Below are 24640 nucleotides of genomic sequence, written 5' to 3' on the forward strand. Positions count from 1 at the left end.
TCAGTGGCCGGCGATTTCCTTCAGCCGGTACCAGAACATGCCCAGCGCCAACAACGGCGAACGCAGCAGTTTGCCGCCGGGAAAGGTCATGTGCGGCACCCTGGCGAACAGGTCGAAACCCTGGCTGTGCTCCAGGTTGATGGCTTCAGCCACCAGCTTTGCCGCCAGGTGCGTGGTGTTGATTCCGTGTCCTGCGTACGCCTGGGCATAGAACACATTCGGCTGCGCCTGCAGGCGACCAATCTGCGGCAAACGGTTGGCACCGATGCCAATCATCCCGCTCCATTGAAAGTCGATGCGTTTGGTCGCCAGCTGCGGGAACACCTCGAACATTCGCGGCCCCATGTAGCCGGCGATATCCTTTGGGGTTCGCCCGGAGTAGTGACAGGCGCCACCAAACAGCAGCCGGCGGTCCGCCGACAGCCGATAGTAATCAAGCCCCACTCGCTGATCGCACAGCGCCCGGTTCGCCGGTATCAGGGTCTCGGCCAGGGCCGCGCTCAAGGGTTCAGTCGCCACGACATAGCTGCCGGCCGCCAGCACCTTGCCGCTGAGTGCCGGTTCCAGGTCACCCAGATGCGCATTGCCGGCCAGTACCAGGGTCTTGGCATGCACCACACCCTTGGCCGTGTGCACTCGAATGCACTTGCCATATTCGATTCGAATGGCCGCGCTGTTCTCGCACAAGCGCACCCCCAGACGCTGGGCCAAATCGGCCTCGCCCAACGCCAGGTTGAGCGGATGCAGATGCCCCGATCCCTCATCTATCAAGCCGCCGACATAACGATCGGAGCCGACCACTCGATGCATGTCCCGCTGTTCCACCAGCTCGACCTTGTGCGCATATCCCTGTCTGTTGAGCGCCTCCTGCTCCGCCAGCAGGTTCTGGAAATGCCGCGGGGTGTTGGCCAGCTCGCAGTGCCCCCAGCGCAAATCGCACTCAATGCCATGCTGTTGCACCCGTTGGCGCACCAGATCAACCGCGTCCAGGCCCAATTGTTCAAGAACCTTCACCCCTTCTCTGCCAATGGATTTTTCGTGAGCACCAAGGTCATGGCCAATGCCCCGAATCAACTGACCGCCATTGCGCCCGGTGGCGCCCCAGGCAATCTGCTGCGCCTCCAGGACGATCACCGAGTGACCGCGCTCAGCCAGTTCGATGGCGGTATTCAATCCGGTAAAACCGCCACCGACGATGCACACATCAGCGTGTGCCTGGCCTTCCAGGGGCGGGCAGTCGAGCTGACGATTGCGGGTGGCGCTGTAGTACGTCTGCGGTGAAGAAAACAGGGAGGTCATAAGGGTTGCTGCCTATCAATTGCCGGGGGCACACGGCCGCCCGGCGCAGGGGTTAACGACCGGACTTGAGCTTGCTCCACGAGCGATTCATCCAGCGCATGACGTCGGGTGGCAACTCCGTCGAAACGTAGAGCTTGGCCTGTACCGATTCGGGCGGGTAGATCGATGGATTGGCGGTGATGTCTTCAGTCATCAGGGGCGTGGCCTGGGTATTGGCGTTGGCATAGCCGACGTACTCACTGACCTTGGTAATCACCTCGGGCTTGAGCAGGTAGTTGATAAACGCCAGGGCTTGTTCGGGGTTCTTGGCATCGGCTGGAATCGCCAACATATCGAACCAGAGATTGCCGCCCTCCTTCGGCACGGTGTAGGCGATTTTCACGCCGTTCCCGGCCTCCTCGGCGCGCTGGATGGCCTGGTACACATCGCCCGAATAGCCGAAGGCGATGCAGATGTTGCCGTTGGCCAGATCCGAGACGTATTTGGAGGAGTGGAAATAGGTGATGTACGGGCGCAAGGTCAGCAACTTGCGCTCGGCGACCTTGTAATCCTCGATCCGCGTGCTGTTGGGATCGAGCCCCAGGTAATTGAGCATGGCCGGCAAGGCTTCGTCCGCCGAGTCCATGAAGGCCACGCCACAGGTTTGCAGCTTCTTCAGGTTCTCGACCTCGAACAGCGTGCTCCAGGAATCGATGGTCTCGACTCCCAGCACCTGTTTGATCTTCTCGACGTTGTAGCCAATCCCGTTGGTACCCCACAAGTACGGCACCGAGTACTGATTGCCCGGATCGTTGACTTGCAGGCGCTGCATCAACACCGGATCGAGATTCTTCCAGTTCGGCAGCTGCGCCCTGTCGAGTTTCTGGAAAGCTCCGGCCTTGATCTGCCGTCCGAGAAAGTGGTTGCTCGGTACCACCACGTCATAGCCGGTATGCCCGGCCAGCAACTTGCCTTCGAGGGTTTCATTGGAGTCGAAAACGTCGTACACCGGTTTGATCGCGGTGTCCCGCTGGAAGTCCACGAGGGTGGTTTCAGCGATGTAATCGGTCCAGTTGTAGATGTTCACCAGCTGTTGCGCCGAGACCGGGCCGGCCAGAGCGCAAAGGGTGGTGAGCACGAGTTTCAGGGCGAAAGGTCTCATTCAGATGTCCTTACTGTGGGTACATTTGAGAATGTGTTCAACGCATCGAGGAGCTAGACACTGAGCATCAGGAACTCGCGCTCCCAGGAGCTGATGACCTGCTTGTAGTTCTCGTGCTCGACCCGCTTGACCGCGACAAAGCCTTTGGTGAAGCGCTGGCCCAGGTACTCTTGGGTCATGCTCGACTGCTCCATGCGCTCCAGGGCCGCCTCCAGGGTCAGCGGCAAGCGCAGATTGCGTCGTTCATAACCGCGCCCCACCACCGCAGGGCTTGGCTCGATGCCCTCGACCATGCCCACGTAACCGCACAACAGGCTGGCTGCCACCGCCAGATAAGGGTTGGCATCCGCGCCGGCCAGGCGATTTTCCACCCGACGATTCTGCGGGTCCGAATCCGGCACTCGCAGGCCCACCGTACGGTTCTCCTCGCCCCACTCGACGTTGACCGGCGCCGAGGTATCGGGCAGAAAACGCCGGAACGAATTCACATTGGGCGCGAACAGCGGCAGGGTTTCCGGAATGTATTGCTGCAACCCGCCAATGTGCTGCATGAACAACTCACTCATGCTGCCATCGGGATTGGAGAACATCGATACCCCGGATTCCAGGTCCACCACGCTCTGGTGCAAATGCATCGCGCTGCCCGGCTCGCCCGTCATCGGCTTGGCCATGAAGGTGGCGCTGACGTCGTGTTTCAGGGCCGCTTCGCGCAGGGTGCGCTTGAACACGATAATCTGATCGGCCAGGTGCAACGGGTCACCGTGACGGAAGTTGATCTCCATCTGCGCGGTGCCTTCTTCATGAATCAAGGTATCCAGATCCAGCCCCTGGGCCTCGCACCAGTCATACATGTCTTCAAACAGCGGATCGAACTCGTTGGTCGCTTCGATCGAATAGGACTGACGCCCGGTTTCCTGGCGACCGGAACGGCCGATCGGTGGTTTCAGCGGGTAGTCCGGATCAGGGCTGCGCTGAGTCAGGTAGAACTCCATTTCCGGCGCGATGATCGGCTTCCAGCCGCGCTCGGTGTAGAGCCGCAAGACCTTCTTCAGGATATTGCGCGGCGACAGTTCAATCGGATTGCCCTGTTTGTCATAGGTGTCGTGGATCACCTGAGCGGTGGGTTCCAGGGCCCAGGGCACCAGGAACACCGCGTCCTGGTCCGGACGGCAGTGCATGTCGATATCCGCCGCGTCGAGCAGCTCGTAGTAGATATCGTCTTCGACATAGTCGCCGGTGACTGTCTGCAACAGCACGCTCTCCGGCAGGCGCATGCCCTGCTCGTTGAGGAACTTGTTGGTCGGGGAAATTTTGCCCCGGGCAATGCCGCTCAGATCAGAGATCAGGCACTCGACTTCGGTGATTTTGTTTTCTTTGAGCCAGTGGCTCAGTCGGTCCAGATTGCCTTTCATAACGCCTCGTACAGGGAAATGCCCGGGCGCCCCATGGCTGCCCGGTTCCATGCTTCAAGGCGATAGTGCAATCAGGAGGATGTCGGCTTCTATCCGATTTGCGCCTGTGTTCACGCCCCATTTTGGGGCATGAACACCGCACGCCGGTGATTCAGCGACGGCGCATCAGGGTGCAACTGGGCAGCTCGCCGAACAGCCCGCGATAGGCCTCGGAAAAACGCCCCAGGTGCCAGAATGACCAGCGCATGGCGATTTCCGCCACGGTGGTTTCACCCGCGCAGGTGCGCAGCAGGTCGCGGCGGGCGAAGTTCAATCGGCGCAACCGCTGCCACTGGCTGGGAGACACTCCGGCAAAGGAGGTGAAGCTTTGCTGCAATTGGCGCACCGACACCCCGGCGCCCTCGGCCAGTTGCAGCACATTGAAATGCTCCTGCGGGCACGCCATGACCAGATCGAACACCCGCTGAATCAGCCGCCGGTCATGGGCCAGGTGTTTCTGGCTGGCGCGATCCAGGGTCTGGCTCGGGCAGTCGAGGATATACAGGCAATCGTCGACCAGTTGCTGCGCCAAGCGCTCCTCGGCCACCGGCGGCTGGGCCGAGACCAGCTGTTGCAGGGTGCTGCTCAACCAGCGACCGAAGACCTGGCTCTGCTGGGAAACCAACGGCGTCAGAAACAACCCATCAAGGCGGCTCAGATTCAGGCAGTCGAGTTGTTTCAGGTACTGCGGACCGATCACCACGGCGACTTCTGTGTAGTTTTCCGGGGTGATCCAGGTGTTCTGGGTTTCTTCGTTGAGTAGATACAGCGAGCCATTGCGGGTGTCGAAACTGAAGACCAGGGAGTCCGCGGGCGCATGGAAATGCTGCTCGATTCGGGTGTTCATCCGCTCTTCATAGACCTCAACCCCACCCAGCTCCATGTGCACGACCTTGCCCTGGAAATAACCGGGTGACATCTGTTGGTAATGCTCTTGCCAACCGGCGATGACCAGTTGCTGATCCACATCCGCAGTGTCGTGGGATTGAATCTGCATGGGATATTCCTTCCTTGTATCCCTGCGCAGACACGCGAGGACAGGGTCAGTGTCAATTATTATCAACGAACCCTAGCAGCACGGAAAAAGCAGTGCAAGACACAGAGAAATGTCCGTGATGACAACGAACCTCTGAAATCAAACATCGACTTGTGGCGAGGGGGCTTGCCCCAAACGTAGCAGCTGCCGAAGGCTGCGTTCGGCGCGTAGCAGCTGCCGAAGGCTGCGTTCGGCTGCGAAGCAGTCGCAGACCCTGCTTGCACGGTTTGTATGTAATACCGCAGTGCCTGATTTTACGACTGCTGCGCAGCCGAACGCAGGCTTCGCCAGCTGCTACGAGGAATAGCGCTGAGCCTGGCCCAGTCAACAATCCTTTCGCCGATTGTGACTGGGCCCTTGCAGGCGGTTGTTACTTCGGCTGCTCCACAGTGCGCAGGTAGGGCTTCAACGTCTTGAAGCCCTGCGGGTATTTCTTCCTGGCGTCTTCGTCGGACACCGAAGTGGGAATGATGACATCTTCGCCCGGCCGCCAGTTCACCGGGGTGGCGACCGTGTGTTTCGCGTTCAATTGCAGCGAATCGAGCAAGCGCAACACTTCGTCGAAGTTGCGTCCGGCGCTCATCGGGTAGATCAACATCGCCTTGACCTTCTTGTCCGGGCCGACGATGAACACCGAGCGCACCGTAGCGTTGTCCATTGCAGTGCGCGCGCCGCCACCGGCATTCGGGTGAATCATGTCGTAGAGCTTCGCCACCACCAGATTCTCGTCGCCGATCATCGGATAGTTGACCGCATGGCCCTGGGTCTCCTCGATGTCGCCGAGCCAGGCCCGGTGGTCGCTGACCGGGTCGATGCTGAGCCCGACTATCCTGGTATTGCGTTTATCGAACTCCGGCTTGAGTCCGGCCAGATAACCGAGTTCGGTGGTACAGACCGGGGTGAAATCTTTCGGGTGTGAGAACAGGATGGCCCATTTGTCGCCAATCCACTCGTGGAAGTGCAGCGGGCCTTCGGTGCTTTCTGCGGTGAAATCCGGTGCTTCATCGCCTATGCGGATTGCCATGTTCGATCTCCTTGCAGGGATTGGGAGGGAAGGGTCAGCACGCTGACTGCGGTTCTGACGGCGTTCGAGGATCTGCGCTAAGCCTGTCGGCGCGAATCAGTATAGGAGACATGCCAAAGGGTGCCGGCTGCAGATTTCAGGGCCGCTGCGCGCCCCAGCGCGAGCAAGCTCGCTCGCCACAGCCCGCTCAATCGTCCTCGTGCAACTTGATGCCACGGGCGTGCAGCAGGTGCGGGACCAGCAGCACCAGCAGCGTCAGCGCCAGGACCGAGGCCGCAATGGGTTGCGTGACAAACACCAGCCAGTCCCCCTGGCTGATGGACAAGGCGTTGCGCAGTTGTTTTTCGGCCATCGGGCCGAGCAGCATGCCGACGATCACCGGGGCCACGGGGAAATCGAAACGCCGCATCAACACCCCGCCCCAGCCGATCGCCAGCATCAGCAGGAGGTCGAAGGAAGAGTGGCGCATGCCGTACACACCGATGGTGGCAAACACCAGAATGCCGGCATTCAGGTATGGCCGGGGGATCTGCAAGAGCTTGACCCACAGGCCCACCAACGGCAGATTCAACACCAGCAGGATGACGTTGCCAATGTACAGCGAGGCCACCAGGGTCCAGACCAGTTCGCCCGAGGTCTGGAACAACAGCGGCCCCGGCTGCAGGTTGTAGTTCTGGAACGCCGCCAACAGAATCGCCGCGGTGGCGGAGGTCGGGATGCCCAGCGTCAGCAGCGGCACCAAAGAGCCTGTTGCGCTCGCGTTGTTGGCGGCTTCGGGGCCGGCCACACCTTCGATGGCGCCTTCACCTTTGCTGGCTGCAAACTCTTGCGGGTATTTGCTCAGTTTGCGCTCGGTCGAATAGGACAGAAAAGTCGGGATTTCAGCGCCACCGGCCGGAATGGAGCCAAAGGGAAAACCGATCAGCGTTCCCCGCAACCAGGCGGGAATCGAGCGTTTCCAGTCAGAGCGGGTCATCCACAACGCGGTCAAGCGGTGCCGGCCGGCCGTCTCTTCTTTCTGATACAGCAGGCTGTACAAGGCCTCCCCGACGGCAAACAACCCGACCGCCACCAGCACCACCTCGATGCCATCGACCAACTCGGGAACACCCAAGGTGTAGCGGGCAATGCCCGAGGTCGAGTCCAGGCCGATCAAGCCAATGGTCAAGCCAATCCCCAGCGAGGCAAAACCGCGCAGCATCGAAGCGCCGAGCACCGCAGACACCGTCGTGAAGGACAGCACCAGAATCGCGAAATACTCCGCGGGACCAAACTTCAGCGCCAGCGTGGCAACCAGGGGCGCGAACAGGGTCAGCAATACCGTGGCGATGGTCCCGGCCACAAATGATCCTATCGCTGCCGTTGCCAGGGCGGGGCCTGCCCGGCCGTTGCGGGCCATGAGATTGCCTTCTAGGGCCGTGACCATGGAGGACGATTCCCCTGGGGTATTAAGCAGGATCGAGGTGGTGGAACCGCCGAACTGCGCGCCGTAATAAATCCCGGCAAACATGATCAAGGCCCCGGTGGGGTCGACCTTGGCGGTAATGGGCAGCAGCAAGGCCACCGTCAGCGCCGGTCCGATGCCCGGCAAAACACCGATGGCGGTGCCGAGCAAACAGCCGATAAACCCCCACATCAAATTGATCGGGGTCAGCGCGGCGGAAAAACCGATGGCCAGGTTCGCGAGCGTTTCCACCTTGTTTACCTCCTTCGGCCCGGGTCAGATCCAGGCGTTGACCAAGGGCGGCAGGGAGACCCCTAGCCCGGCGTTGAACAGCCAGTAAATCGGCAGGGTCAAGGCAATGCCGATGGCCAGGTCGCGCACCGGACGGCGACTGCCAAAGCCTCGTGCCGAACAGGCAAACAACAGACTGGCCGCCAATACGAACCCGATGAGGTTAATCAGCAAGGCCACCCCCACCAGACCCGCGGTCACCCAGGCCGCACCGGATTTGCCACCGGGCAGCGCTTTGGCAGTCTCGTCAGTGTGGTCTGCCAGTTCGCGAAAACCACCGGTGAGCGCCTGATAACTCAGCAAAACACCCACGACGCCGAGGAACACCGCGACGGCATAGGGATAGACGTGGGCGCCGAGGATGACGAAACCCATCTCGGCAGGAAAGCGCAATGCACCGACCGCCAGAACTGCACTGATGACCATCAGACCGACGCCAATTGCCAGCTGTGCCGGCACTATCCTGCCAAGTCCGGCCATATCAAAGCAGCCCGACCTTGACCAGCATCGCCCGTAGCCGCACGTGCTCTTCGTCGACGAATTTGCCGAACTCATCGCCGGTCAGAATGCTCGGAGACCAGGCATTGGCCTTGACATTGTCTTGCCAGACTTTGCTGTTGGCGGCGGCCAGCACGGCGTCGGTCAGTTCCTTGCGCTGCTCGGGCGTGAGGTCCGCGGCGCCATAAACGCCACGCCAATTGCCGATCGTCACGTCGTAGCCCTTCTCTTTGAGAGTCGGTGCATCGATGCCTTCCACCCGGTCCGGCGCGCCGATGGCGAGTACGCGAAACTGGCCGTTCTTGATGTATTGGCCAAGCTCGGCGTAACCACCGGTGATCACCTTGATCTGGCCCCCCAATACCTGGGCAACCACTTCACCCCCGCCCGCGAAGGCGACGTAATTCACCTTGTTGACCGGGACATCCATTTTGCCGGCCAATTCGGCGATGCCGATGTGATCGATCGAACCCTTGGAGCCACCGCCCCAGGTGACACCGGACGGGTTGGCCTTGAAGTCTTTGAGCAAGTCCTCCAGGGTTTTGTACGGGGACTCCTTGCGTACGGCAAGCACGTTGTATTCGGTAAAAAGCCGGGCGATCGGCGTCACATTTTTCAAGGTGATTTGCGGCTTGTTCTGTTCCACGGCGGTGACCATGATCGCGCCGACGACGAGCAGCGCATTCGGGTCGCCCTTGGTGCTGTTGGCAAACTGCGCCAGCCCCAACGTTCCCCCTGCTCCGCCCTTGTTCTCGAAGGTGACGGATTTGGCCACCTTGGCCTCGATCAAGGCCTTGCCCAGAATCCGTGCGGTCTGGTCATAACCGCCACCCACCGAACCAGGGGCCATGAACTTGACGGTATCCAGCGCAAAGACCGGCGTGGCGAGGACGGCTGCGGTAATGGCAGTTGCAATGTAGCGGCTGGATCGACGGAAGCTGGATCGACGGAAAAAGGCGAACATGAGTTGTCTCCCGATAGCAGTGTTCTGTGGCGCCGGATGCGTTGCGATCCGGGAGCAAACCCTGCTCATTGAACATGCGTCTGGGAATAAGCGTAGGCCATAGTTCTGTTTGTTGACGTCCGGGAAAGGATCGCACCTGTCACGCCGCGTCCCGCTTGCCGGCGATGGTACCCATGGGGTTTTCGTGATCTAGCTATTTGCAGCCCTTACGCACATTCCTCGTAGCCCCTGCCGAAGGCTGCGTTCGGCTGCGCAGCAGTCGTAAAGTCAAGCGCCTCGGTATTCCCGACACACCGTGGAAGCAGGATTTACGACTGCTGCGGTCGAGCGCGACCCCGGTCCGAGCGCAGGCTTCGCCAGCTGCTACGGAGCCCCAGTTTCAGCGCGGTTATTCCGGTTTTAGCGGGTGCTGGCAAAAAACGGTCGAAGCCGCGGGTCTCGGATTCAAGCCGACCCTTTCAGAGCTTGGCGATCGAGACCTCGGTGGATTTGACGAAGGCGATGACCTCGCTGCCGACTTTCAAATCAAGATCTCGCACTGAACGGGTGGTGATGACCGAGGTGACGATTCCGGAAGCGGTTTGCACCTCGATTTCAGAGACCACCGCGCCCTCCAGTATTTCCCTGACGACACCCTTGAACTGGTTGCGGACGTTGATCGCTTTGATGGTCATGATGAGGCTTCCTGTCTGTTGTTGGGCAAGTCCGCACTGCTGTGCAGGTCTTCAAGGTGCACCTTATGCACCAACAACAAAAGGAATATATAATGATTTTGTTATATCTATATAGAATATAAGATTTACCGTAGGAGCTGCCGCAGACTGCGATCTTTTGATCTTGCTCCTGGGGCCATTTCCGAAACCGCCAAAAGATCGCAGCCTGCGGCAGCTCCTACAGTGGGATTGGGTACATCCGTGGGAGACAGGCCACCATCGCGAGCAGGCTCGCTCCCCCAGTTGCGTTTCATATGTAAAACAAATCCGCCATTTCCCCCCGTATGACGTTACTTCCAAAAGCGTCGCCTTCGCGCCACTTCCCACGCCACGCGCATTGAATGTGCAATTTCGTGCCATATAAGAAACCTTGTTTCGTATATGAAACAGCCGAAAAACATCTAACTATTCGTAACCTATTAATAAACAAGAACTTTTCAACAAAATGCGTACTGTTGCTTCGGCTGGCATTGTTCATGCACTAACCGGCGTATCACCTATAAAACAGACCAGAGACCCTTCCCATGGCTGTGAACGAGATGTACGCCCTCGCCCCTCAATGGAATAAACCCGCTCCCAAGGCGGACCAGGAGCCGACTGAAATTGAGTTCCGCAACGTCGGCAAATGTTTCCCGGCCAAAGGAAAGTCCGAAGCACCGTTCGCCATCCGCGAGGTGAACTTCAAGATTCGCCGCGGTGAAGTGGTGTCGATCATCGGCCCTTCCGGTTGCGGCAAAAGCACCATTCTCAACATGGGTTCCGGCCTGTATAGACCTACCGAAGGCGAAGTCTTCGTCGGCGGTGAAGCGGTCACCGGTCCGGTCCGTCAGGTCGCCTTCATGTTGCAGAAAGACCTGCTGATGCCATGGCGCAGCATCCGTCGCAACGTCGAGCTGGGCCTGGAAATTCAAGGTGTACCAGCCGCCACCCGTCAGGCGGTGGCCAAGGATCTGCTCGACCGTTGTCACCTGCAAGGCTTTGCCGACCACTACCCCTTCCAGCTGTCGGGTGGCATGCGTCAGCGCGCCGCCCTGGCCCGCACCCTGGCCATCGACCCTCAAGTGTTGTTCCTCGACGAGCCGTTCTCGGCCCTCGACGCGCAGACCAAGATGATCCTGCAGCAGGACATGGCACGGATGCTGTTCGATGAAAAGAAAACCGCCCTGTTCATTACCCACGACCTGATCGAAGCCATCGCCATGTCCGATCGGCTGCTGGTCATGAGCGCCCGGCCCGGCACCATCATCGAAGAAATCAGCATTGATCTGCCGTTTCGCGACAACCCGCTGGAGCGCCGCAAGCTGCCGCAAATCGGCCCCTTGGTCGGTCGCCTGATGGAACTGCTGCAAGTCGGTGAAGACACCGAACTGCATTGATCAACACCTTCGCGGCCACCCACCGATTCAGGAGTACGCATGTTCAAGTCTCTGTTTCAACGCTTCAACCAGGCCAGCGGCATCGCCCTCGGTCTGGGGTTGGCATGCGCCGCCCAGGCGCAGCCGACCGATGTGACCTACTTGTTGCCGGCCCCCCCGAACTTGCCAGCGTTCGCCCCCTGGATCATCGCTCAGGAGAAGGGCTATTACGCCGCGCAGAACCTGAACATGACCTTCATTGCCGCCAAAGGTGGCGTGGATGTGGCGAAACAGATCGGTGCCGGTAACGCCCTGCTCGGCGGCGCCCTTGGCGATACCCCGATTGTGGTGCGGGCCAACGGTATTCCGGTGCGCGCCGTGGCCGTGCTGGGTGCTGGCGGGGTGACCATGATTGCCACCCATGCCGCGCAAAACATCAATTCCATCACCGACCTCAAGGGCAAGACCCTGACGGTGATGTCCTACTCGGACACCACCTACTACGCCCTGCTCGCCTCCTTGCGCAAAGCCGGTCTGAGCAAGAATGACCTGAACATTCAGGCCGCTGGCCCCGCCGGCGTCTGGCAACTGTTCTCGGCCAACAAGGCCCAGGCCATGGCCAGTGTGCCGGACTGGGTGGTCAATGCCGAAGAAGCCGGGGTGAAGATCAAGTTGATCCCGCAAGCAGAGATTTTCGACAGCATGGCCCAGGCAATCCTGGCTTCCGACGACGCCATCAAAAACCAGCCGCAGGTGGTTCGCGGGGTGGTCCAGGCCACCTTGCAAGGCATGCGCGACATCATCCAGGACCCGCGTGCCGCCGCCGTGACCTTCGCCAAGGCGGTTCCGGCGTATGCCGGCAAGGAAGACTCGCTGGAGAAGGTCTTCAAGCTCTACGTCGAACACGTCTATGCCAACCAGAGCGTACTCGGCCGAATCGATCCGGCGCGTCTGGACAAGGTTCGGCAGTTCTATGTCAGCGAAGGCATCGTCACCCAGGAGCCGAAGCTCGACGACCTGTACACCAACCAGTTCATCGACACCCAAACAACAGCCGCTCAATAACGGCCAGTGACAACAAGGTACCGACACGATGAAAAGCCTGAATAACTCCATGCTCGGCAGCGTCGCCCTGCTGATCCTGTTCCTGGTGCTCTGGCAATGGGGCCCGGGACTGCTCGGCATGCCCGAATTCGTCATGCCGCAACTGAGCCGCGTGGCCCAGGAAGGCGTAGTGATGTGGCAAACCGGCGGCCTGCTGCAACACACCCTGATCACCGCGCTGGAAATCATCGTCGGCTTCGGCCTCGGAGCCCTGCTGGGCGTAGCAATCGGCGTTTCGCTGGGGCTTTCGCCCGCGGCCGAAGCCATGCTTTCACCGTACATCCTGGCCCTGCAAATCGCCCCGAAAGTCGCCTTCGCTCCACTGTTTGTGATGTGGCTTGGCTACACCATCTACCCGAAGATCCTGATCGCCATCCTGATCGTGTTCTTCCCGGTGATGATCAACGTACTGTCGGCGATTCGCACCGTGGACCCGGACATGATCAACCTGGTGCGGACCATGAATGCCAGCCGCTGGCAAATCTTCCGCCTGGTGGAGTTTCCGTCGGCCATGGCCGCGCTGTTCTCCGGCCTGCGGATTGCCTCGACCCTGGCAGTGATCGGCGTCACCGTCGGTGAACTGGTGGGCGGCAATCAGGGCCTGGGCTTCCTGCTGGTCGATGCCGAAGGTCAGGGCAATACCGCTGGCGTGTTCGTCGCCATCGTCATGCTCACGCTGATCGGGGTACTCGCCTACGGTGCGGTGGTCTGGAGCGAGAAACGCGTCCTGCACTACATGCCCAAAGCCATGCTGAGTACCCAATGATGACGACCCTCAATCGTTTGCTCGAAGGCCGCCGGGTGCTGGTCACCGGTGGCGCTCGCGGCCTGGGTTACGCCTTTGCCCAAGCCATCGGCCGCGCTGGCGCCCAGGTGGTGATCGCCGACATTCTCGCCGAACGCGTCCAGCAATCGGCCGCTGAACTGGTCGCCGAAGGCCTGACCGTGCATGGCGTGAGCGTCGATCTGGCGCAACCTGATTCGATCGACGCCTGCATCGCTGAAACCACCCGACTGCTCGGCGGGCTCGACGGTCTGGTGAACAACGCCTCGATCACCAACTCCGGCGGCAAGAGCTGCGAAGAACTGAGCCTCGACACCTGGGACCAGGTCATGCAGGTCAACGTGCGCGGCACCTGGCTGATGACCCGGGGTTGTCTGCCGGCCCTGCGCGCCAGCGGCCAGGGCGCCATCGTCAACCTGGCTTCCGACACGCCGCTGTGGGGCGCGCCGAACCTGCTGGCCTACGTCGCGAGCAAGGGCGCAATCATCGCCATGACCCGCAGCCTGGCTCGCGAGCTGGGCAACGACAACATCACGGTCAACGCCATCGCGCCCGGCCTGGTGCTGGTCGAGGCCACCGCCTACGTGCCCGAAGCACGTCACCGTTTATACAACGAGCAGCGGGCCATTCAACGCCCGCAACTGCCCGAGGACGTCAGCGGCGCCGTGCTGTTCGCGCTGTCCGACCTTGCCCGCTTCATCACTGGACAAACCTTGCCGGTCAACGGCGGGTTCGTCATGCCTTGATTTGGAGACTGCCATGACCGATCTATCCGCACACTCATCTGCACACTCATCTTCACAGCAGGACACCCCGAAAAGCTGGGAACAGCCGGCCGGCAGCAATCTCGAAAGCTGGATGAACACCCGCATCGCCCGCTACGAGACGCGCAAATACGACTGGAACGCGCTGAAATTCCAGGCCGACTACGACCCGAAATTCCGTCGTGCGCAAATGCGCTACATCGGCACCGGCGGCACCGGCGTGAGCAACGACATGAACACCATCCCGTCGGAGAACTTCACCTTCTCCACCATGGTGATTCCCGCCGGTCACGAAGGCCCGCCGCACCTGCACACCGACGTCGAGGAAGTGTTCTTCGTTCTGCGCGGCAAACTCAAAGTGGTGATCGAGAAGGACGGCGAGCGCTTCGAAACCATCCTCACCGACCGCGACGTGATTTCCGTGCCGCCGGGGGTGTACCGCGAAGAGATCAACATCGGCGATGAAGACGCGCTGATGTGCGTGATGCTCGGCGCGAAAAAACCCCTGACCCCGACCTACCCGCCAGAACACCCTCTGGCCTCGATCAAGCGCGGATAAGCCCATGTTGCACGCCATCGATAATCTCGACCCGCAGCTCACTGCTGACCTCCAGGCCCAGCTGGCCCTGCACTTTCCCCAACGCCTGCTGGAGATCGCGGGCGGCTGGCAGGCCCTGCGCGAATGCGGAACCGGCCCGGCCATCGTGTTGTTGCACGGGATCGGTTCAGGCTCGGCGTCGTGGTTGGAGGTGGCGCTGCAACTCGGCCAGAGTGTCCGGGTGATTGCGTGGGACGCTCCCGGCTACGGTGATTCCACGCCGCTGAGATCTCTGGCTCCTGACGCTTCGGACTACGCCGAACGCCTGCTGCAGATGCTCGACGCACTGGACATCCAGCGCTGTGTGCTGGTGGGTCATTCCCTTGGGGCGATGACTGCCACGGCGTTCGCCAGCGGCGTGCAGCAACGGCGGATCAGCCGCCTGGTATTGATCAGCCCTGCCCAAGGCTACGGCCATCCATCCCGCGCCTTGCAGCGCCAGGAAGTCCGCAGCAGACGCCTGCGTGCCCTGGAACAACTGGGCATCCAACGCATGGCCGAACAACGCAGTGCCTACATGCTTTCGCCCACTGCCAGCCCGAAGGCGCACGCCTGGGTGCAGTGGAACATGGCCCGACTCAATCCAGATGGCTATCGCCAGGCCATTGAACTGCTGTGCGGCGATGACCTGCTGCGCCACGCACCGCTGTCGATGCCTTGCGAAGTGCATTGCGGCGAAGCCGACGGCATCACCGCTGCCGAAAGCTGCCTGACCCTGGCCACGGCCCTGGGCGGCACTTTCAACCTGATTGCCGATGCCGGGCACGCCAGCCCCATCGAACAACCCTATGTCGTGGCGGGCCGCCTGGCCTTTGCCATCAAAGAATCCCTGACAGGTGCATCGCTATGAACGATTCAGATCTGCTGAAGGACGCTCAGGACAAATACATCGTGCCGGGCCTGGAGCGGGGCCTGCTGCTGCTCTGCGAGTTCAGCCGGCGCAACCGCACGCTGACTGCCCCGGAACTGGCCCGGCGTCTGGCGCTGCCGCGCTCGACGATCTTTCGCCTGCTGACGACCCTGGAAACCATGGGCTTCGTCACCCGCAGCGGCAATGAATATCGCCTCGGTATGTCGGTACTGCGCCTGGGCTTCGAATACCTGGCCTCGCTGGAATTGACCGAACTCGGCCAGCCACTGCTGGCCCGCCTGTGCGACCGCCTCAACTACCCGAGCAACCTGGTGGTGCGCGATGGTCGCTCGATCGTTTATGTGGCCAAAGTCTCGCCGCCTTCGGTGTTCTCCACCGCGGTCAACGTCGGTACTCGCCTGCCGGCCCACGCCACCGTACTCGGGCGCATCCTGCTCGAAGACCTGTCGCTGGTCGAGTTGCGCGAGCTGTACCCGGAAGAACACCTGGAACAGTTCTCGCCCTGCACGCCGAAAACCGTGATGGAACTGTTCGACATGGTGCAGGCCGACCGTCAGCGCGGTTTCGTCAGCAGCGAAGGGTTCTTCGAGTCGGCAATCTCGACCGTCGCCGCGCCGGTGCGCGATCAGACCAGCCGAATCGTCGCCGCCCTGGGGGTGACCATCCCGACCGCGCAGATCGGTCACGTCAACTTCAACGAATTGCTCCTGCAAGTACGCCGCAGCGCCGACGAGCTGTCGCGGTTGCTCAACTACAACAGCGGCGCGGCCAACGACGGCCAGAACCGCGTCACTGCACTGATGAGGGATTGAGATGAGTCTCTATCAACTGCAAGGCAGCACCGCGATTGTCACCGGTGGCTCTTCGGGCATCGGCCTGGCCTGCGTCGAGTTGTTGCTCGAAGCCGGCGCCGCCGTGGCCTTCTGCGGTCGCGACGAAGATCGCTTGCGTGGCGCCGAAGCCGACTTGCGTCAGCGCTTCCCCGAAGCACGGCTGCTGGCCCAGGTCTGCAACGTGCTCGACGCGGAGTCGGTCAAGGCCTTTGCCGCCGCCAGCCTGGCTGCGTTGGGAGCGGCCAGCGTGTTGATCAACAACGCCGGGCAAGGTCGGGTGTCGACCTTCGCCGAAACCAGCGATAGCGCCTGGACCGAAGAGTTGCACTTGAAGTTCTTCTCGGTGATCAACCCGGTGCATGCCTTCAAGGCACAGCTGCACAACCAGCCGAACGCGGCCATCGTCTGCGTCAACTCGCTGCTGGCCAGCCAGCCGGAACCGCACATGGTCGCCACCTCGGCCGCGCGCGCCGGGGTCATGAACCTGGTGCGCTCGATGGCCACCGAGTTTGCCAGTGAGGGCATTCGGGTCAACGGCATCCTGATTGGCCTGGTCGAATCCGGGCAATGGCGCCGACGGTTCGAGGCTCGCGAAGAGCGGGACCTGGACTGGAGCCAATGGACCGCCCGGCTTGCTCAACAAAAACACATTCCCCTGGGGCGCCTGGGCCTGCCGATTGAAGCGGCCCGCGCGATCCTGTTTCTGGCCTCGCCTCTGTCGGCTTACACCACAGGCAGCCATATCGATGTTTCTGGAGGCCTGTCCCGCCATGCGTAACGAAAATACTGTCACCGTTGGCGCTGCCATCACCGCCTTTCTCGAGCAGTGCGAAGTCAAGGCCGCATTCGGCGTGATCTCGATCCACAACATGCCGATCCTCGATGCCTTTGCCGTGCGCGGCAACATCCGCTTCGTCATGGCCCGGGGTGAAGCCGGTGCAACCAACATGGCCGACGCTTATGCCCGCACCACCGGTGGCCTCGGTGTCTGCCTGACGTCCACCGGCACCGCGGCCGGCAACGCCGCCGGGGCCATGGTCGAAGCGCTGACCGCCGGTACGCCGCTATTGCACATCACCGGGCAGATCGAAACCCCGTACCTGGATCAAGAGTTCGCCTACATCCACGAAGCCCGCGATCAACTGAACATGCTCAAGGCCGTGTCGAAGGCCGCGTTCCGTGTGCGCAGCGTCGAAACCGCCATCAGCACTCTGAAGCTGGCCGTGCAAACCGCGTTGACCGCTCCTACCGGGCCGGTCAGCGTGGAGATCCCGATCGACATCCAGTCGACCTTTATCCCGATGCCGACCGATCTGTCCCCCCTGCCGATTCCGGTTGCCGTGCCCGCGCCGGAAGCGCTGGACCTGGTGGCCGAGCGTCTGGCCACGGCCAAGCGTCCACTGCTGTGGCTCGGTGGCGGTGCGCGGCATGCCGGAGCACAGGTCAAGCGCCTGCTGGACATGGGCGTCGGCGTGATCACCTCGACTCAGGGCCGCGGCGTGGTCAACGAAGATGACGAGCGCTGCCTCGGCGCGTTCTCGCAAAACAAGCTGGTTGAGCAGTTCCTGCAAAGCTGCGACGCGCTGCTGATCGCCGGTTCGCGCCTGCGCAGCAACGAGACCTTCAAGTACGCGCTGAAGCTGCCACGCAATACCCTGCGTATCGACGCCAACCCGGCCATCGAAGGCCGCAGCTATAACAGCGAGCTGTTCATCTGTGGCGACTCGGCCCTGGCCCTCGAAGGCCTGGCTGATCGTCTCGAAGGCCGCCTGCAGATCGACCCGACCTTCCTTGCCGAACTCAAGGACGTCCGCGAAAAATCCCGGGCCCAGCTGATCGCCGACCTCGGCCCTTACTCGGCGATGGTCGAGCAGCTGCAAGCCATTACCGGGCGCAATTTCTCCTGGGTGCGCGACGTGACACTGTCCAACAGCATCTGGGGCAACCGCCTGCTGACGCTGTTTCATCCGCGCGCAGGCGTACATGCCTTGGGCGGCGGCATTGGTCAGGGCCTGTCGATGGGCATCGGCGCCGCCGTGGCCGCTGCTGAAACCGCGCCTGAGCGCAAGGTCTTCGCCCTCGCCGGTGACGGCGGTTTCATTCTCAACCTCGGCGAGCTGGCGACCCTGGTGCAGGAGCAGGCCAACGTGGTGATCCTGCTGATGAACGATCAGCGTTACGGGGTGATCCGCAACATCCAGGACGCGGTCTATGGCAGCCGTCACTGCTACGTCGACCTGCACACTCCGGACTACTCCAAGCTGGCCGAATCCCTGAGCCTGCGCCACGGCCTGGTGAGCGACCTGAAGGATTTCGGCCGCGTGGTCGACGGCGCGCTGGCTCAACCCGGGCCGTTCCTGCTGGAAGTCGACATGCTCAGCGTCGGCAGCTTCGCCACCCAGTTCGCCGGTCCGCCCAACAGCGAAACCAAAGCGCAGAAAGCCACGGCCTGAGGACTTCGCCATGTTGCATATCACCATGATCGGCTGCGGCGCCATTGGCGTCGGCGTGCTCGAACTGCTGGAGCAGGACCCGCAGCTGTGCGTCGACTATGTCATCGCCTCGGCCGGGTCTGAAGAGCTGGTGCGCCAGCGTCTGGCCAGCTTCAAGCAGCCGCCGCAAGTGCTGACCGCGTTGCCGGCCGACGCCCGCCCTGACCTGCTGGTCGAGTGCGCCGGCCACCGCGCCATCGAAGAACATGTGTTGCCAGCGTTGGAACGCGGCATCGCCTGCCTGATTGTCTCGGTCGGCGCGTTGTCCGAAGTCGGCCTGGTCGAACGCCTGGAAGCCGCGGCCGAGCGCGGTCAGACCCGCATCGAACTGCTGCCCGGCGCCATCGGTGGCATTGATGCCTTGTCCGCGGCCAAGGTCGGCGGCCTCGATTCGGTCAACTACACCGGGCGCAAACCGGCTAAAGCCTGGAAAAACACCCCCGGCGAACAGGTTTGTGATCTGGACAGCATTACCGAAGCCACCGTGATTTTTCAGGGCAGCGCCCGCGAAGCGGCGCGGCTCTACCCGAAAAACGCCAACGTCGCCGCGACCTTGTCGCTGGCCGGGCTCGGCCTGGATCGGACCCACGTGACGCTGATCGCCGATCCGCTGAGTGAGGAAAACGTCCACCACTTCGAAGCTCGCGGTGCCTTTGGCGGATTCGAATTGAGCCTGCGCGGCAAACCGCTGCTCGCCAACCCGAAGACCTCGGCGCTGACCGTCTACAGCGTAGTCCGTGCCCTGGGCAACCACGCCCATGCGATTTCCATATGAATGCAGCTACTAGCGGCAAGCTTCAAGCGGCAAGCAAGGGCGTAGCGCATCGCCCTTGCTTCCTCTTGCAGCTTGCAGCTTGCAGCTTGAAGCTGAGGTACCTCTTATGACTCTCGAACAGACTTTACCGATCTGCATTGCCGGCGACTGGCGACTGGGGTGCGGCGAGCGCTACGCCACCTGCTACCCGGCCACCGGCGAAGCAGTGGCCTGGCTCAACGCCGCCAGCGTCGAAGACGTTGAAGACGCCGTGCAAGGCGCCCATCAAGCATTTCTGCACAGCGGTTGGGCGCAGCGCAAACCCCACGAACGCGCCGGCGTGCTGTATCGCATCGCCGAGCTGATCCGTCAGCGCAGTGAAGAACTGGCGCAATTGCAGCGTCAGGACAACGGCAAACCGATCAATGAAACCCGCGCCCTGGTGGCCAGCGCCGCCGGCACCTTCCAGTTCTTCGCCGCGGCCTGTGAAACCCTGGAAGAAACCATCACCCCGTCGCGCGGTGATTTCGTCAGCATGAGCGTCTACGAGCCGATGGGCGTGATCGCCGCGATCACCCCGTGGAACTCGCCGATTGCCAGCGAAGCGCAGAAGGTCGCTCCAGCCCTGGCCGCCGGCAATGCGGTGGTGATCAAGCCGGCGGAAATCACACCGCTGATGGCCTTGCAACTGGCCCGCATCTGCGAAGACGCCGGGTTGCCCAAAGGTCTGCTCAGCGTGCTGCCTGGCAAAGGTTCTGTGCTCGGTGATGCACTGACCCGCCACCCCCTGGTCAAGCGCGTATCGTTTACCGGTGGCACCAAAACCGGCAAGCACATTGCCCACATCGCCGCCGACAAAATGATGCCGGTGTCGCTGGAACTGGGCGGTAAATCGCCGACCATCGTCCTCGATGACGCCGATCTCGACCACGCTGTGGCCGGGGTGTTATATGGCATCTTCAGCTCCTCGGGCGAGGCCTGCATCGCCGGTTCGCGATTGTTCGTCGCCCGAGGGTTGTACGAGCCCTTCATGGCGCGCCTGGCGGCGGCGGCGGCCGAGCTGCGCCTCGGGGATCCTTGCGACGAGCGCACGCAAATGGGTCCGCTGATCAGCGCCGGCCACCGCGACTCGGTGGAGCGCTACGTCGCGCTGGGGCTGGCCGAAGGTGGACGCCTGCGCCTCGGCGGCCAACGGCCGAGCGGCGGAATATATGACCAGGGTTACTACTACCCGCCGACCATCCTCGAAGGCTTGAACAACAGCCAGCATGTCTGCCAGGAAGAGATCTTCGGCCCGGTGCTGGTGGCCATGCCCTTCGATGACGAAGCGCAATTGCTCGAACAGGCCAACGACAGCCTGTACGCCCTCGCCGCCGGGATCTGGAGCCGCGACTACAAACGCGCCTGGACCCTGGGACGCAAGATCCAGGCGGGCACCGTATGGATCAACACCTACAAGCAGTTCTCGATTTCCACGCCATTCGGCGGCTGGCGCGACAGCGGCCTGGGCCGTGAAAAGGGTCGCCTGGGCATCCTGCAGTACATGGAACAGAAAAGCCTCTATTGGGGCATGAATGAACAGCCACTGGCCTGGGCCGGTGTGTCACCAGAGGTAGGGTTATGAGCGTTTCAGGCATAGATGAAGTCACCTACGGCGTCGAGGACCTCGACACCAGCGCGCGGTTCTTCAGCGACTGGGGCCTGACTAAGGTCAGCGAGCAGGCCGATGAAGTGATCTTCGAAACCCTCAACGGCTGCCGCGTGGTCCTCGCCGACATCAACAAAGCCGGCTTGCCGCCGGCCATCGAAGCCGGTTCGACGGTGCGCGAAGTGGTCTGGGGTGTCGAAACCGCGGCTGATCTTGCGCTCTACAGCCAACGCATCGCCCAGGATCCTGGCTTCATCTCCGCCGGCGGGCGCATCGGTTGCACCGACCCCAATGGCCTGGCGATCCGCCTGCAAGTGACCCGCAAGCGTGAGCTGCAGATCGAGTGCAGCGGGCATAACACCTGGCAGACCAAAGGCCGGATCAACAAGGCGGCGCCGATCTACGAGCGCGCCACGCCGATCGAAGTCGGTCATGTGGTGTTTTTCGTCAAGGACGTGAACGCCTGCGAAGCCTTCTATCACGAGCGATTCGGCTTCCAGGCCTCGGACCGCTATCCGGATCGCGGGGCTTTCCTGCGCACCGCCGAAGAAGGCGGCCACCACGACCTGTTCATGCTGCAACTGCCCGCACCCCGGGCCGGGCTGAACCACGTCGCCTTCACCGTGCGCGACGTGCATGAAGTTTTCGGTGGTGGCATGCACATCTCCCGCTGCGGCTGGGCAACGGAAATCGGCCCCGGTCGGCACCCGGTGTCCTCGGCATTTTTCTGGTACTTCAAGAACCCGGCCGGCGCGCTGGTGGAGTACTACGCCGACGAAGACCAACTGACCGGCGAGTGGCAGCCGCGGGCCTTCGAGCCTGGCCCGACCATGTTCGCCGAATGGGCGATTGCCGGCGGCATCGATGGCAATACCCGACGCCAGCAACATGTCGAAGCGCCGCAAGGCAAATTCCTCACCGACAAGCCGAAACCCTGAGACGGAGGTCAATGAGATGAGCAATACCGAACCCTACCTGGAACAGCATCAGGCCCGCAAACGGCCCAATACCCAGTTCGAAGAGTTGCTCGGCGACTCCATCGAGCGCGCCTTTGGCAACGGAGTGACCGAGCTGCCCGACCTGCTCGCGCACCTGAACCTGGCCGGGCCGCCCTGCCCGTTGACCACCGGAGAGTGGACAGCGGATGCCTATAAAACCCTGATGGCTCGGCTGGGCGAATGACTCGCCGGAGGTAACCAAGAAATGAATATGAATACAACCGTCGATCCTGCAGAAAACCTCTTGGCCAATGGCTTGAAGAACCTCTGGTTCCCGGTCTTGCCTTCCGATCAGTTGGGCGAAAAACCGCTGTCGATCCGTCGACTGGGCTACAAGATCGCCCTGTGGCGGGACAATGACGGCAGCGTCCATGCCCTCGAAGATCACTGCCCCCATCGCGGCGCTCCGTTGTCCCAGGGCCCGGTGCTGGGTGACCGGCTGCAATGTCCTTATCACGGCGTCGAAGTGCGCTGCGACGGCACCGTCACCAAAGTCCCCGGCAGCCCGGGTTGCAAACTCGAAGGCAGCCGCCCGACACGGATGTTCCACTCCCGCGAAGCCGCCGGAGCAATCTTCCTCTACAACGCCGCCGAACCGCATGTGGACACCCCGCCGGAGCTGGTCCTGCCAGAGCAACTGACCTCCCCGGAATGGAGCAGCTTCATCTGCTACACCGAATGGAAAGGCGATTATCGCTACGTGATCGACAATGTCATGGACCCGATGCACGGCACGTATCTGCACAAGATGTCGCACTCCATGAGCGAAGGCGAAGCCACCGCCAGGTTCGTTACCCGCGACACCGACAACGGTTTCTTCTTTGAGAAGGAAGGCCAGCGCGGGGTGAATTTCGACTGGACCGAATTCATGGACAACGGCTGCCACTGGCTGCGTCTGGAAATCCCCTACCCGAAAACCGGCGGCCCGGGCGGCAACTTCACCATCATCGGCAGTTACACACCGAGCAGCCGTTCCTTGTCGGCGGTGTTCCACTGGCGCTGCCGTCCGCTGACCGGCTGGCAGCGCGACACCTGGCGCTTCCTCTACAAAAACCGCCTGGAAGCCCGGCACTGGGCCGTGCTGGAGCAGGATCGGGTGCTGCTCGAATTCATGGAACCGGACGCCAACCAGCGGGAAAACCTTTACCAGCATGACCTGGGTGTGGTGCGCCTGCGCCGCTACCTGAAAAACGCGGCCAAGGCTCAACTGGAGCTGATCAACGCGAAGCTGCTGCCATGAACGCAGCCGTACAACCTGTGGTGTTCCCTCCCTCCACGCTGGTCGAAGTGAGCGCGCTGGTGTTTCCCGAACTGCGGGTGGAGATCGAGGCCGGCGCGCGTCTCGACCTCGATTTGCATACTGTCGAAAAGAGGTGACCGATGTCCCATTCCTCCCCCATCACCGCGCGTGTGCATACCCTGCGCTACGAAGCCGAAGGCATTATCAGCGTCGAGTTGCGGCCGTTCGGCGACACGGTCTTCGCCCCGTTCGAAGCCGGCTCGCACATCGACCTGCACTTGCCCAACGGACTGGTGCGCAGTTACTCCTTGCTCAACTCGCCGAGCGATCAAGGCCGTTATGTGATCGGCATCCTGCGTGATCGCAACAGCCGCGGCGGCTCGGAATATGTGCACGGACAATTGCGGGTCGGCATGCAACTGCTGATTTCGCCGCCGCGCAATAATTTCCAGCTCGACCTGAGCGCCAGACATAGCGTGCTGGTGGCCGGTGGTATCGGCATCACGCCGATCTATTGCATGTTCCGCCAATTGCTGGCGCTGGGGAAATCCGCCGAGCTGATCTACTGCGCCCGTTCGCGGCAGGAAGCCGCGCTGGTGGAAGAACTCAGTGGGCTGAGTGCCAAGGTGCTCTACCACTTCAACGACGAAAAGGGCGTACCGCCGAATCTGACGGCCTATCTGGCCGATCAACCGAGCGATACGCACTTCTATTGCTGTGGTCCGACGCCGATGCTCGATGCCTTCGAAAGCACCTGCGAAAGCCTCGGTTATCCCCATGCGCATATCGAGCGATTCACGGCTGCCGAACTGCCTCCGTCCGCAGACGCCCAGAGCAGTTACAGCGTCGAGTTGAAAAAGTCCGGCAAGACGCTCTCGATCGAGCCTGGCCTGAGTTTGCTCGACGTATTGCTGGAAGCTGGCTGCGACATCGAATACAGCTGTCGCGAAGGGGTCTGCGGTTCGTGCGAAACACGCGTTCTGGAGGGTGATATCGACCACCGCGACGGCGTGCTGACCAAAGCCGAACGGGCGGCCAATAAATCCATGATGGTGTGTGTGTCGGGGTGCAAGAGTCGGCGGCTGGTACTTGATTTGTAAAACGCGTAGGAGCTGCCGCAGGCTGCGATCTTTTGATCTTTGCTATGGCGGTGGCCCCCCGAAAAGATCGCAGCCTATCGGCAGCTCCTACGCCGACCGGTCCACCTGCAATCTGGTGCGTGCACACAATCCCCCTGTAGGAGCTGCCGCAGGCTGCGATCTTTTGATCCTGCATTTGCGGCGCCCCCGAAAAGATCGCAGCCTATCGGCAGCTCCTACGCCGACCGGTCCACCTGCA

General features: G+C 61.6%; 24 protein-coding genes and 1 pseudogene. 16 read left to right on the forward strand and 9 right to left on the reverse strand.

Features of this window, described 5'->3' with window-relative positions; all coding sequences use genetic code 11:
* The 9 genes from F8N21_RS20260 to F8N21_RS20300 form a co-directional block, all read right to left on the reverse strand.
* Entirely contained in the window at nucleotides 1-1299 is a 1299-nt protein-coding gene (locus tag F8N21_RS20260; protein ID WP_150643798.1) for an NAD(P)/FAD-dependent oxidoreductase, read from the reverse strand.
* A 52-nt stretch (nucleotides 1300-1351) separates the two neighbouring features.
* The gene (locus F8N21_RS20265; protein ID WP_150643799.1) at nucleotides 1352-2440 is read right to left on the reverse strand and encodes a polyamine ABC transporter substrate-binding protein; all 1089 of its coding nucleotides are present in this window, start codon (nucleotides 2438-2440) and stop codon (nucleotides 1352-1354) included.
* Nucleotides 2441-2493: 53 nt separating this feature from the next.
* Nucleotides 2494-3852 carry a glutamine synthetase family protein gene (locus tag F8N21_RS20270; protein WP_150643800.1) on the reverse strand — a complete coding sequence of 453 codons (1359 nt, stop codon included), beginning with the start codon at nucleotides 3850-3852 and terminating at the stop codon, nucleotides 2494-2496.
* Between the two features lie 151 nt (nucleotides 3853-4003).
* Nucleotides 4004-4888, reverse strand: coding sequence for a helix-turn-helix domain-containing protein (locus F8N21_RS20275; RefSeq protein WP_150643801.1), 885 nt, complete (start codon nucleotides 4886-4888; stop codon nucleotides 4004-4006).
* Between the two features lie 409 nt (nucleotides 4889-5297).
* On the reverse strand, nucleotides 5298-5951 hold the full coding sequence (locus F8N21_RS20280) for a peroxiredoxin (RefSeq protein ID WP_150643802.1): 654 nt from the start codon (nucleotides 5949-5951) through the stop codon (nucleotides 5298-5300).
* 187 nt (nucleotides 5952-6138) lie between these two features.
* The gene (locus tag F8N21_RS20285) at nucleotides 6139-7647 is read right to left on the reverse strand and encodes a tripartite tricarboxylate transporter permease (RefSeq protein WP_150643803.1); all 1509 of its coding nucleotides are present in this window, start codon (nucleotides 7645-7647) and stop codon (nucleotides 6139-6141) included.
* Between the two features lie 24 nt (nucleotides 7648-7671).
* Entirely contained in the window at nucleotides 7672-8166 is a 495-nt protein-coding gene (locus F8N21_RS20290) for a tripartite tricarboxylate transporter TctB family protein (protein ID WP_150643804.1), read from the reverse strand.
* A gap of 1 nt (nucleotide 8167) precedes the next feature.
* Complete coding sequence (locus F8N21_RS20295) at nucleotides 8168-9148, reverse strand: Bug family tripartite tricarboxylate transporter substrate binding protein (RefSeq protein WP_150643805.1); 981 nt, start codon at nucleotides 9146-9148, stop codon at nucleotides 8168-8170.
* Nucleotides 9149-9606: 458 nt separating this feature from the next.
* On the reverse strand, nucleotides 9607-9822 hold the full coding sequence (locus F8N21_RS20300) for a TOBE domain-containing protein (protein ID WP_150643806.1): 216 nt from the start codon (nucleotides 9820-9822) through the stop codon (nucleotides 9607-9609).
* 578 nt (nucleotides 9823-10400) lie between these two features.
* Between F8N21_RS20300 and F8N21_RS20305 the strand changes: the two genes are divergently transcribed.
* The 16 genes and pseudogenes from F8N21_RS20305 (at nucleotide 10401) to F8N21_RS20380 (ending at nucleotide 24402) form a co-directional block, all read left to right on the forward strand.
* Nucleotides 10401-11237 carry an ABC transporter ATP-binding protein gene (locus tag F8N21_RS20305; protein WP_224788259.1) on the forward strand — a complete coding sequence of 279 codons (837 nt, stop codon included), beginning with the start codon at nucleotides 10401-10403 and terminating at the stop codon, nucleotides 11235-11237.
* Between the two features lie 39 nt (nucleotides 11238-11276).
* Nucleotides 11277-12281, forward strand: coding sequence for an ABC transporter substrate-binding protein (locus F8N21_RS20310; protein WP_150643808.1), 1005 nt, complete (start codon nucleotides 11277-11279; stop codon nucleotides 12279-12281).
* Between the two features lie 28 nt (nucleotides 12282-12309).
* The gene (locus tag F8N21_RS20315; protein ID WP_150643809.1) at nucleotides 12310-13086 is read left to right on the forward strand and encodes an ABC transporter permease; all 777 of its coding nucleotides are present in this window, start codon (nucleotides 12310-12312) and stop codon (nucleotides 13084-13086) included.
* Nucleotides 13083-13850 (forward strand): SDR family oxidoreductase, encoded by a 768-nt coding sequence (locus F8N21_RS20320; protein ID WP_150643810.1) that lies wholly within the window; start codon nucleotides 13083-13085, stop codon nucleotides 13848-13850. Before F8N21_RS20315 ends, F8N21_RS20320 begins: the two co-directional genes overlap by 4 nt.
* Before the next feature lie 13 nt (nucleotides 13851-13863).
* Nucleotides 13864-14427: a cupin domain-containing protein gene (locus tag F8N21_RS20325; protein ID WP_150643811.1), complete on the forward strand. Its 564-nt coding sequence runs from the start codon at nucleotides 13864-13866 to the stop codon at nucleotides 14425-14427.
* A 4-nt stretch (nucleotides 14428-14431) separates the two neighbouring features.
* A complete protein-coding gene (locus F8N21_RS20330; protein ID WP_150643812.1) occupies nucleotides 14432-15316 on the forward strand; it encodes an alpha/beta fold hydrolase in 885 nt (294 codons plus the stop codon).
* On the forward strand, nucleotides 15313-16149 hold the full coding sequence (locus F8N21_RS20335) for an IclR family transcriptional regulator (RefSeq protein ID WP_150643813.1): 837 nt from the start codon (nucleotides 15313-15315) through the stop codon (nucleotides 16147-16149). Before F8N21_RS20330 ends, F8N21_RS20335 begins: the two co-directional genes overlap by 4 nt.
* Before the next feature lies 1 nt (nucleotide 16150).
* Nucleotides 16151-16948, forward strand: a complete 798-nt coding sequence (locus F8N21_RS20340) for an SDR family oxidoreductase (protein ID WP_150643814.1) — start codon at nucleotides 16151-16153, stop codon at nucleotides 16946-16948.
* A complete protein-coding gene (locus F8N21_RS20345) occupies nucleotides 16941-18623 on the forward strand; it encodes a thiamine pyrophosphate-binding protein (RefSeq protein ID WP_150643815.1) in 1683 nt (560 codons plus the stop codon). The genes F8N21_RS20340 and F8N21_RS20345 overlap by 8 nt, the downstream gene beginning before the upstream one ends.
* Before the next feature lie 10 nt (nucleotides 18624-18633).
* Nucleotides 18634-19437, forward strand: coding sequence for an aspartate dehydrogenase (locus tag F8N21_RS20350; protein WP_150643816.1), 804 nt, complete (start codon nucleotides 18634-18636; stop codon nucleotides 19435-19437).
* A 106-nt stretch (nucleotides 19438-19543) separates the two neighbouring features.
* Complete coding sequence (locus F8N21_RS20355; RefSeq protein ID WP_150643817.1) at nucleotides 19544-21040, forward strand: aldehyde dehydrogenase; 1497 nt, start codon at nucleotides 19544-19546, stop codon at nucleotides 21038-21040.
* A complete protein-coding gene (locus F8N21_RS20360; RefSeq protein WP_150643818.1) occupies nucleotides 21037-22002 on the forward strand; it encodes a VOC family protein in 966 nt (321 codons plus the stop codon). Before F8N21_RS20355 ends, F8N21_RS20360 begins: the two co-directional genes overlap by 4 nt.
* A 16-nt stretch (nucleotides 22003-22018) precedes the next feature.
* Nucleotides 22019-22246, forward strand: coding sequence for a recombinase-like helix-turn-helix domain-containing protein (locus F8N21_RS20365; RefSeq protein WP_150643819.1), 228 nt, complete (start codon nucleotides 22019-22021; stop codon nucleotides 22244-22246).
* A gap of 21 nt (nucleotides 22247-22267) precedes the next feature.
* Nucleotides 22268-23302 carry an aromatic ring-hydroxylating oxygenase subunit alpha gene (locus tag F8N21_RS20370; protein ID WP_150643820.1) on the forward strand — a complete coding sequence of 345 codons (1035 nt, stop codon included), beginning with the start codon at nucleotides 22268-22270 and terminating at the stop codon, nucleotides 23300-23302.
* Nucleotides 23303-23325: 23 nt separating this feature from the next.
* A pseudogene (locus F8N21_RS20375) lies at nucleotides 23326-23439 on the forward strand (RidA family protein); the annotation flags it as partial.
* A gap of 3 nt (nucleotides 23440-23442) precedes the next feature.
* Nucleotides 23443-24402, forward strand: coding sequence for a PDR/VanB family oxidoreductase (locus tag F8N21_RS20380; RefSeq protein ID WP_150643821.1), 960 nt, complete (start codon nucleotides 23443-23445; stop codon nucleotides 24400-24402).
* The last annotated feature ends 238 nt before the right edge of the window (nucleotides 24403-24640 follow it).

It is taken from the genome of Pseudomonas fluorescens, from assembly GCF_902497895.1.
Lineage (GTDB): Bacteria > Pseudomonadota > Gammaproteobacteria > Pseudomonadales > Pseudomonadaceae > Aquipseudomonas > Aquipseudomonas fluorescens_BP.

Excerpts from the sequence above, each read along its gene's own strand:
- F8N21_RS20260 (WP_150643798.1), bottom strand. The coding sequence starts at position 1,299 with ATGACCTCCCTGTTTTCTTCACCGCAGACGTACTACAGCGCCACCCGC.
- F8N21_RS20360 (WP_150643818.1), top strand. The coding sequence starts at position 21,037 with ATGAGCGTTTCAGGCATAGATGAAGTCACCTACGGCGTCGAGGACCTC.
- F8N21_RS20365 (WP_150643819.1), top strand. The coding sequence starts at position 22,019 with ATGAGCAATACCGAACCCTACCTGGAACAGCATCAGGCCCGCAAACGG.
- F8N21_RS20295 (WP_150643805.1), bottom strand. The coding sequence starts at position 9,148 with ATGTTCGCCTTTTTCCGTCGATCCAGCTTCCGTCGATCCAGCCGCTAC.
- F8N21_RS20270 (WP_150643800.1), bottom strand. The coding sequence starts at position 3,852 with ATGAAAGGCAATCTGGACCGACTGAGCCACTGGCTCAAAGAAAACAAA.
- F8N21_RS20290 (WP_150643804.1), bottom strand. The coding sequence starts at position 8,166 with ATGGCCGGACTTGGCAGGATAGTGCCGGCACAGCTGGCAATTGGCGTC.
- F8N21_RS20265 (WP_150643799.1), bottom strand. The coding sequence starts at position 2,440 with ATGAGACCTTTCGCCCTGAAACTCGTGCTCACCACCCTTTGCGCTCTG.
- F8N21_RS20315 (WP_150643809.1), top strand. The coding sequence starts at position 12,310 with ATGAAAAGCCTGAATAACTCCATGCTCGGCAGCGTCGCCCTGCTGATC.
- F8N21_RS20305 (WP_224788259.1), top strand. The coding sequence starts at position 10,401 with ATGTACGCCCTCGCCCCTCAATGGAATAAACCCGCTCCCAAGGCGGAC.
- F8N21_RS20300 (WP_150643806.1), bottom strand. The coding sequence starts at position 9,822 with ATGACCATCAAAGCGATCAACGTCCGCAACCAGTTCAAGGGTGTCGTC.
- F8N21_RS20330 (WP_150643812.1), top strand. The coding sequence starts at position 14,432 with ATGTTGCACGCCATCGATAATCTCGACCCGCAGCTCACTGCTGACCTC.
- F8N21_RS20320 (WP_150643810.1), top strand. The coding sequence starts at position 13,083 with ATGATGACGACCCTCAATCGTTTGCTCGAAGGCCGCCGGGTGCTGGTC.
- F8N21_RS20310 (WP_150643808.1), top strand. The coding sequence starts at position 11,277 with ATGTTCAAGTCTCTGTTTCAACGCTTCAACCAGGCCAGCGGCATCGCC.
- F8N21_RS20275 (WP_150643801.1), bottom strand. The coding sequence starts at position 4,888 with ATGCAGATTCAATCCCACGACACTGCGGATGTGGATCAGCAACTGGTC.
- F8N21_RS20335 (WP_150643813.1), top strand. The coding sequence starts at position 15,313 with ATGAACGATTCAGATCTGCTGAAGGACGCTCAGGACAAATACATCGTG.
- F8N21_RS20340 (WP_150643814.1), top strand. The coding sequence starts at position 16,151 with ATGAGTCTCTATCAACTGCAAGGCAGCACCGCGATTGTCACCGGTGGC.
- F8N21_RS20345 (WP_150643815.1), top strand. The coding sequence starts at position 16,941 with ATGCGTAACGAAAATACTGTCACCGTTGGCGCTGCCATCACCGCCTTT.
- F8N21_RS20280 (WP_150643802.1), bottom strand. The coding sequence starts at position 5,951 with ATGGCAATCCGCATAGGCGATGAAGCACCGGATTTCACCGCAGAAAGC.
- F8N21_RS20380 (WP_150643821.1), top strand. The coding sequence starts at position 23,443 with ATGTCCCATTCCTCCCCCATCACCGCGCGTGTGCATACCCTGCGCTAC.
- F8N21_RS20325 (WP_150643811.1), top strand. The coding sequence starts at position 13,864 with ATGACCGATCTATCCGCACACTCATCTGCACACTCATCTTCACAGCAG.
- F8N21_RS20370 (WP_150643820.1), top strand. The coding sequence starts at position 22,268 with ATGAATATGAATACAACCGTCGATCCTGCAGAAAACCTCTTGGCCAAT.
- F8N21_RS20355 (WP_150643817.1), top strand. The coding sequence starts at position 19,544 with ATGACTCTCGAACAGACTTTACCGATCTGCATTGCCGGCGACTGGCGA.
- F8N21_RS20350 (WP_150643816.1), top strand. The coding sequence starts at position 18,634 with ATGTTGCATATCACCATGATCGGCTGCGGCGCCATTGGCGTCGGCGTG.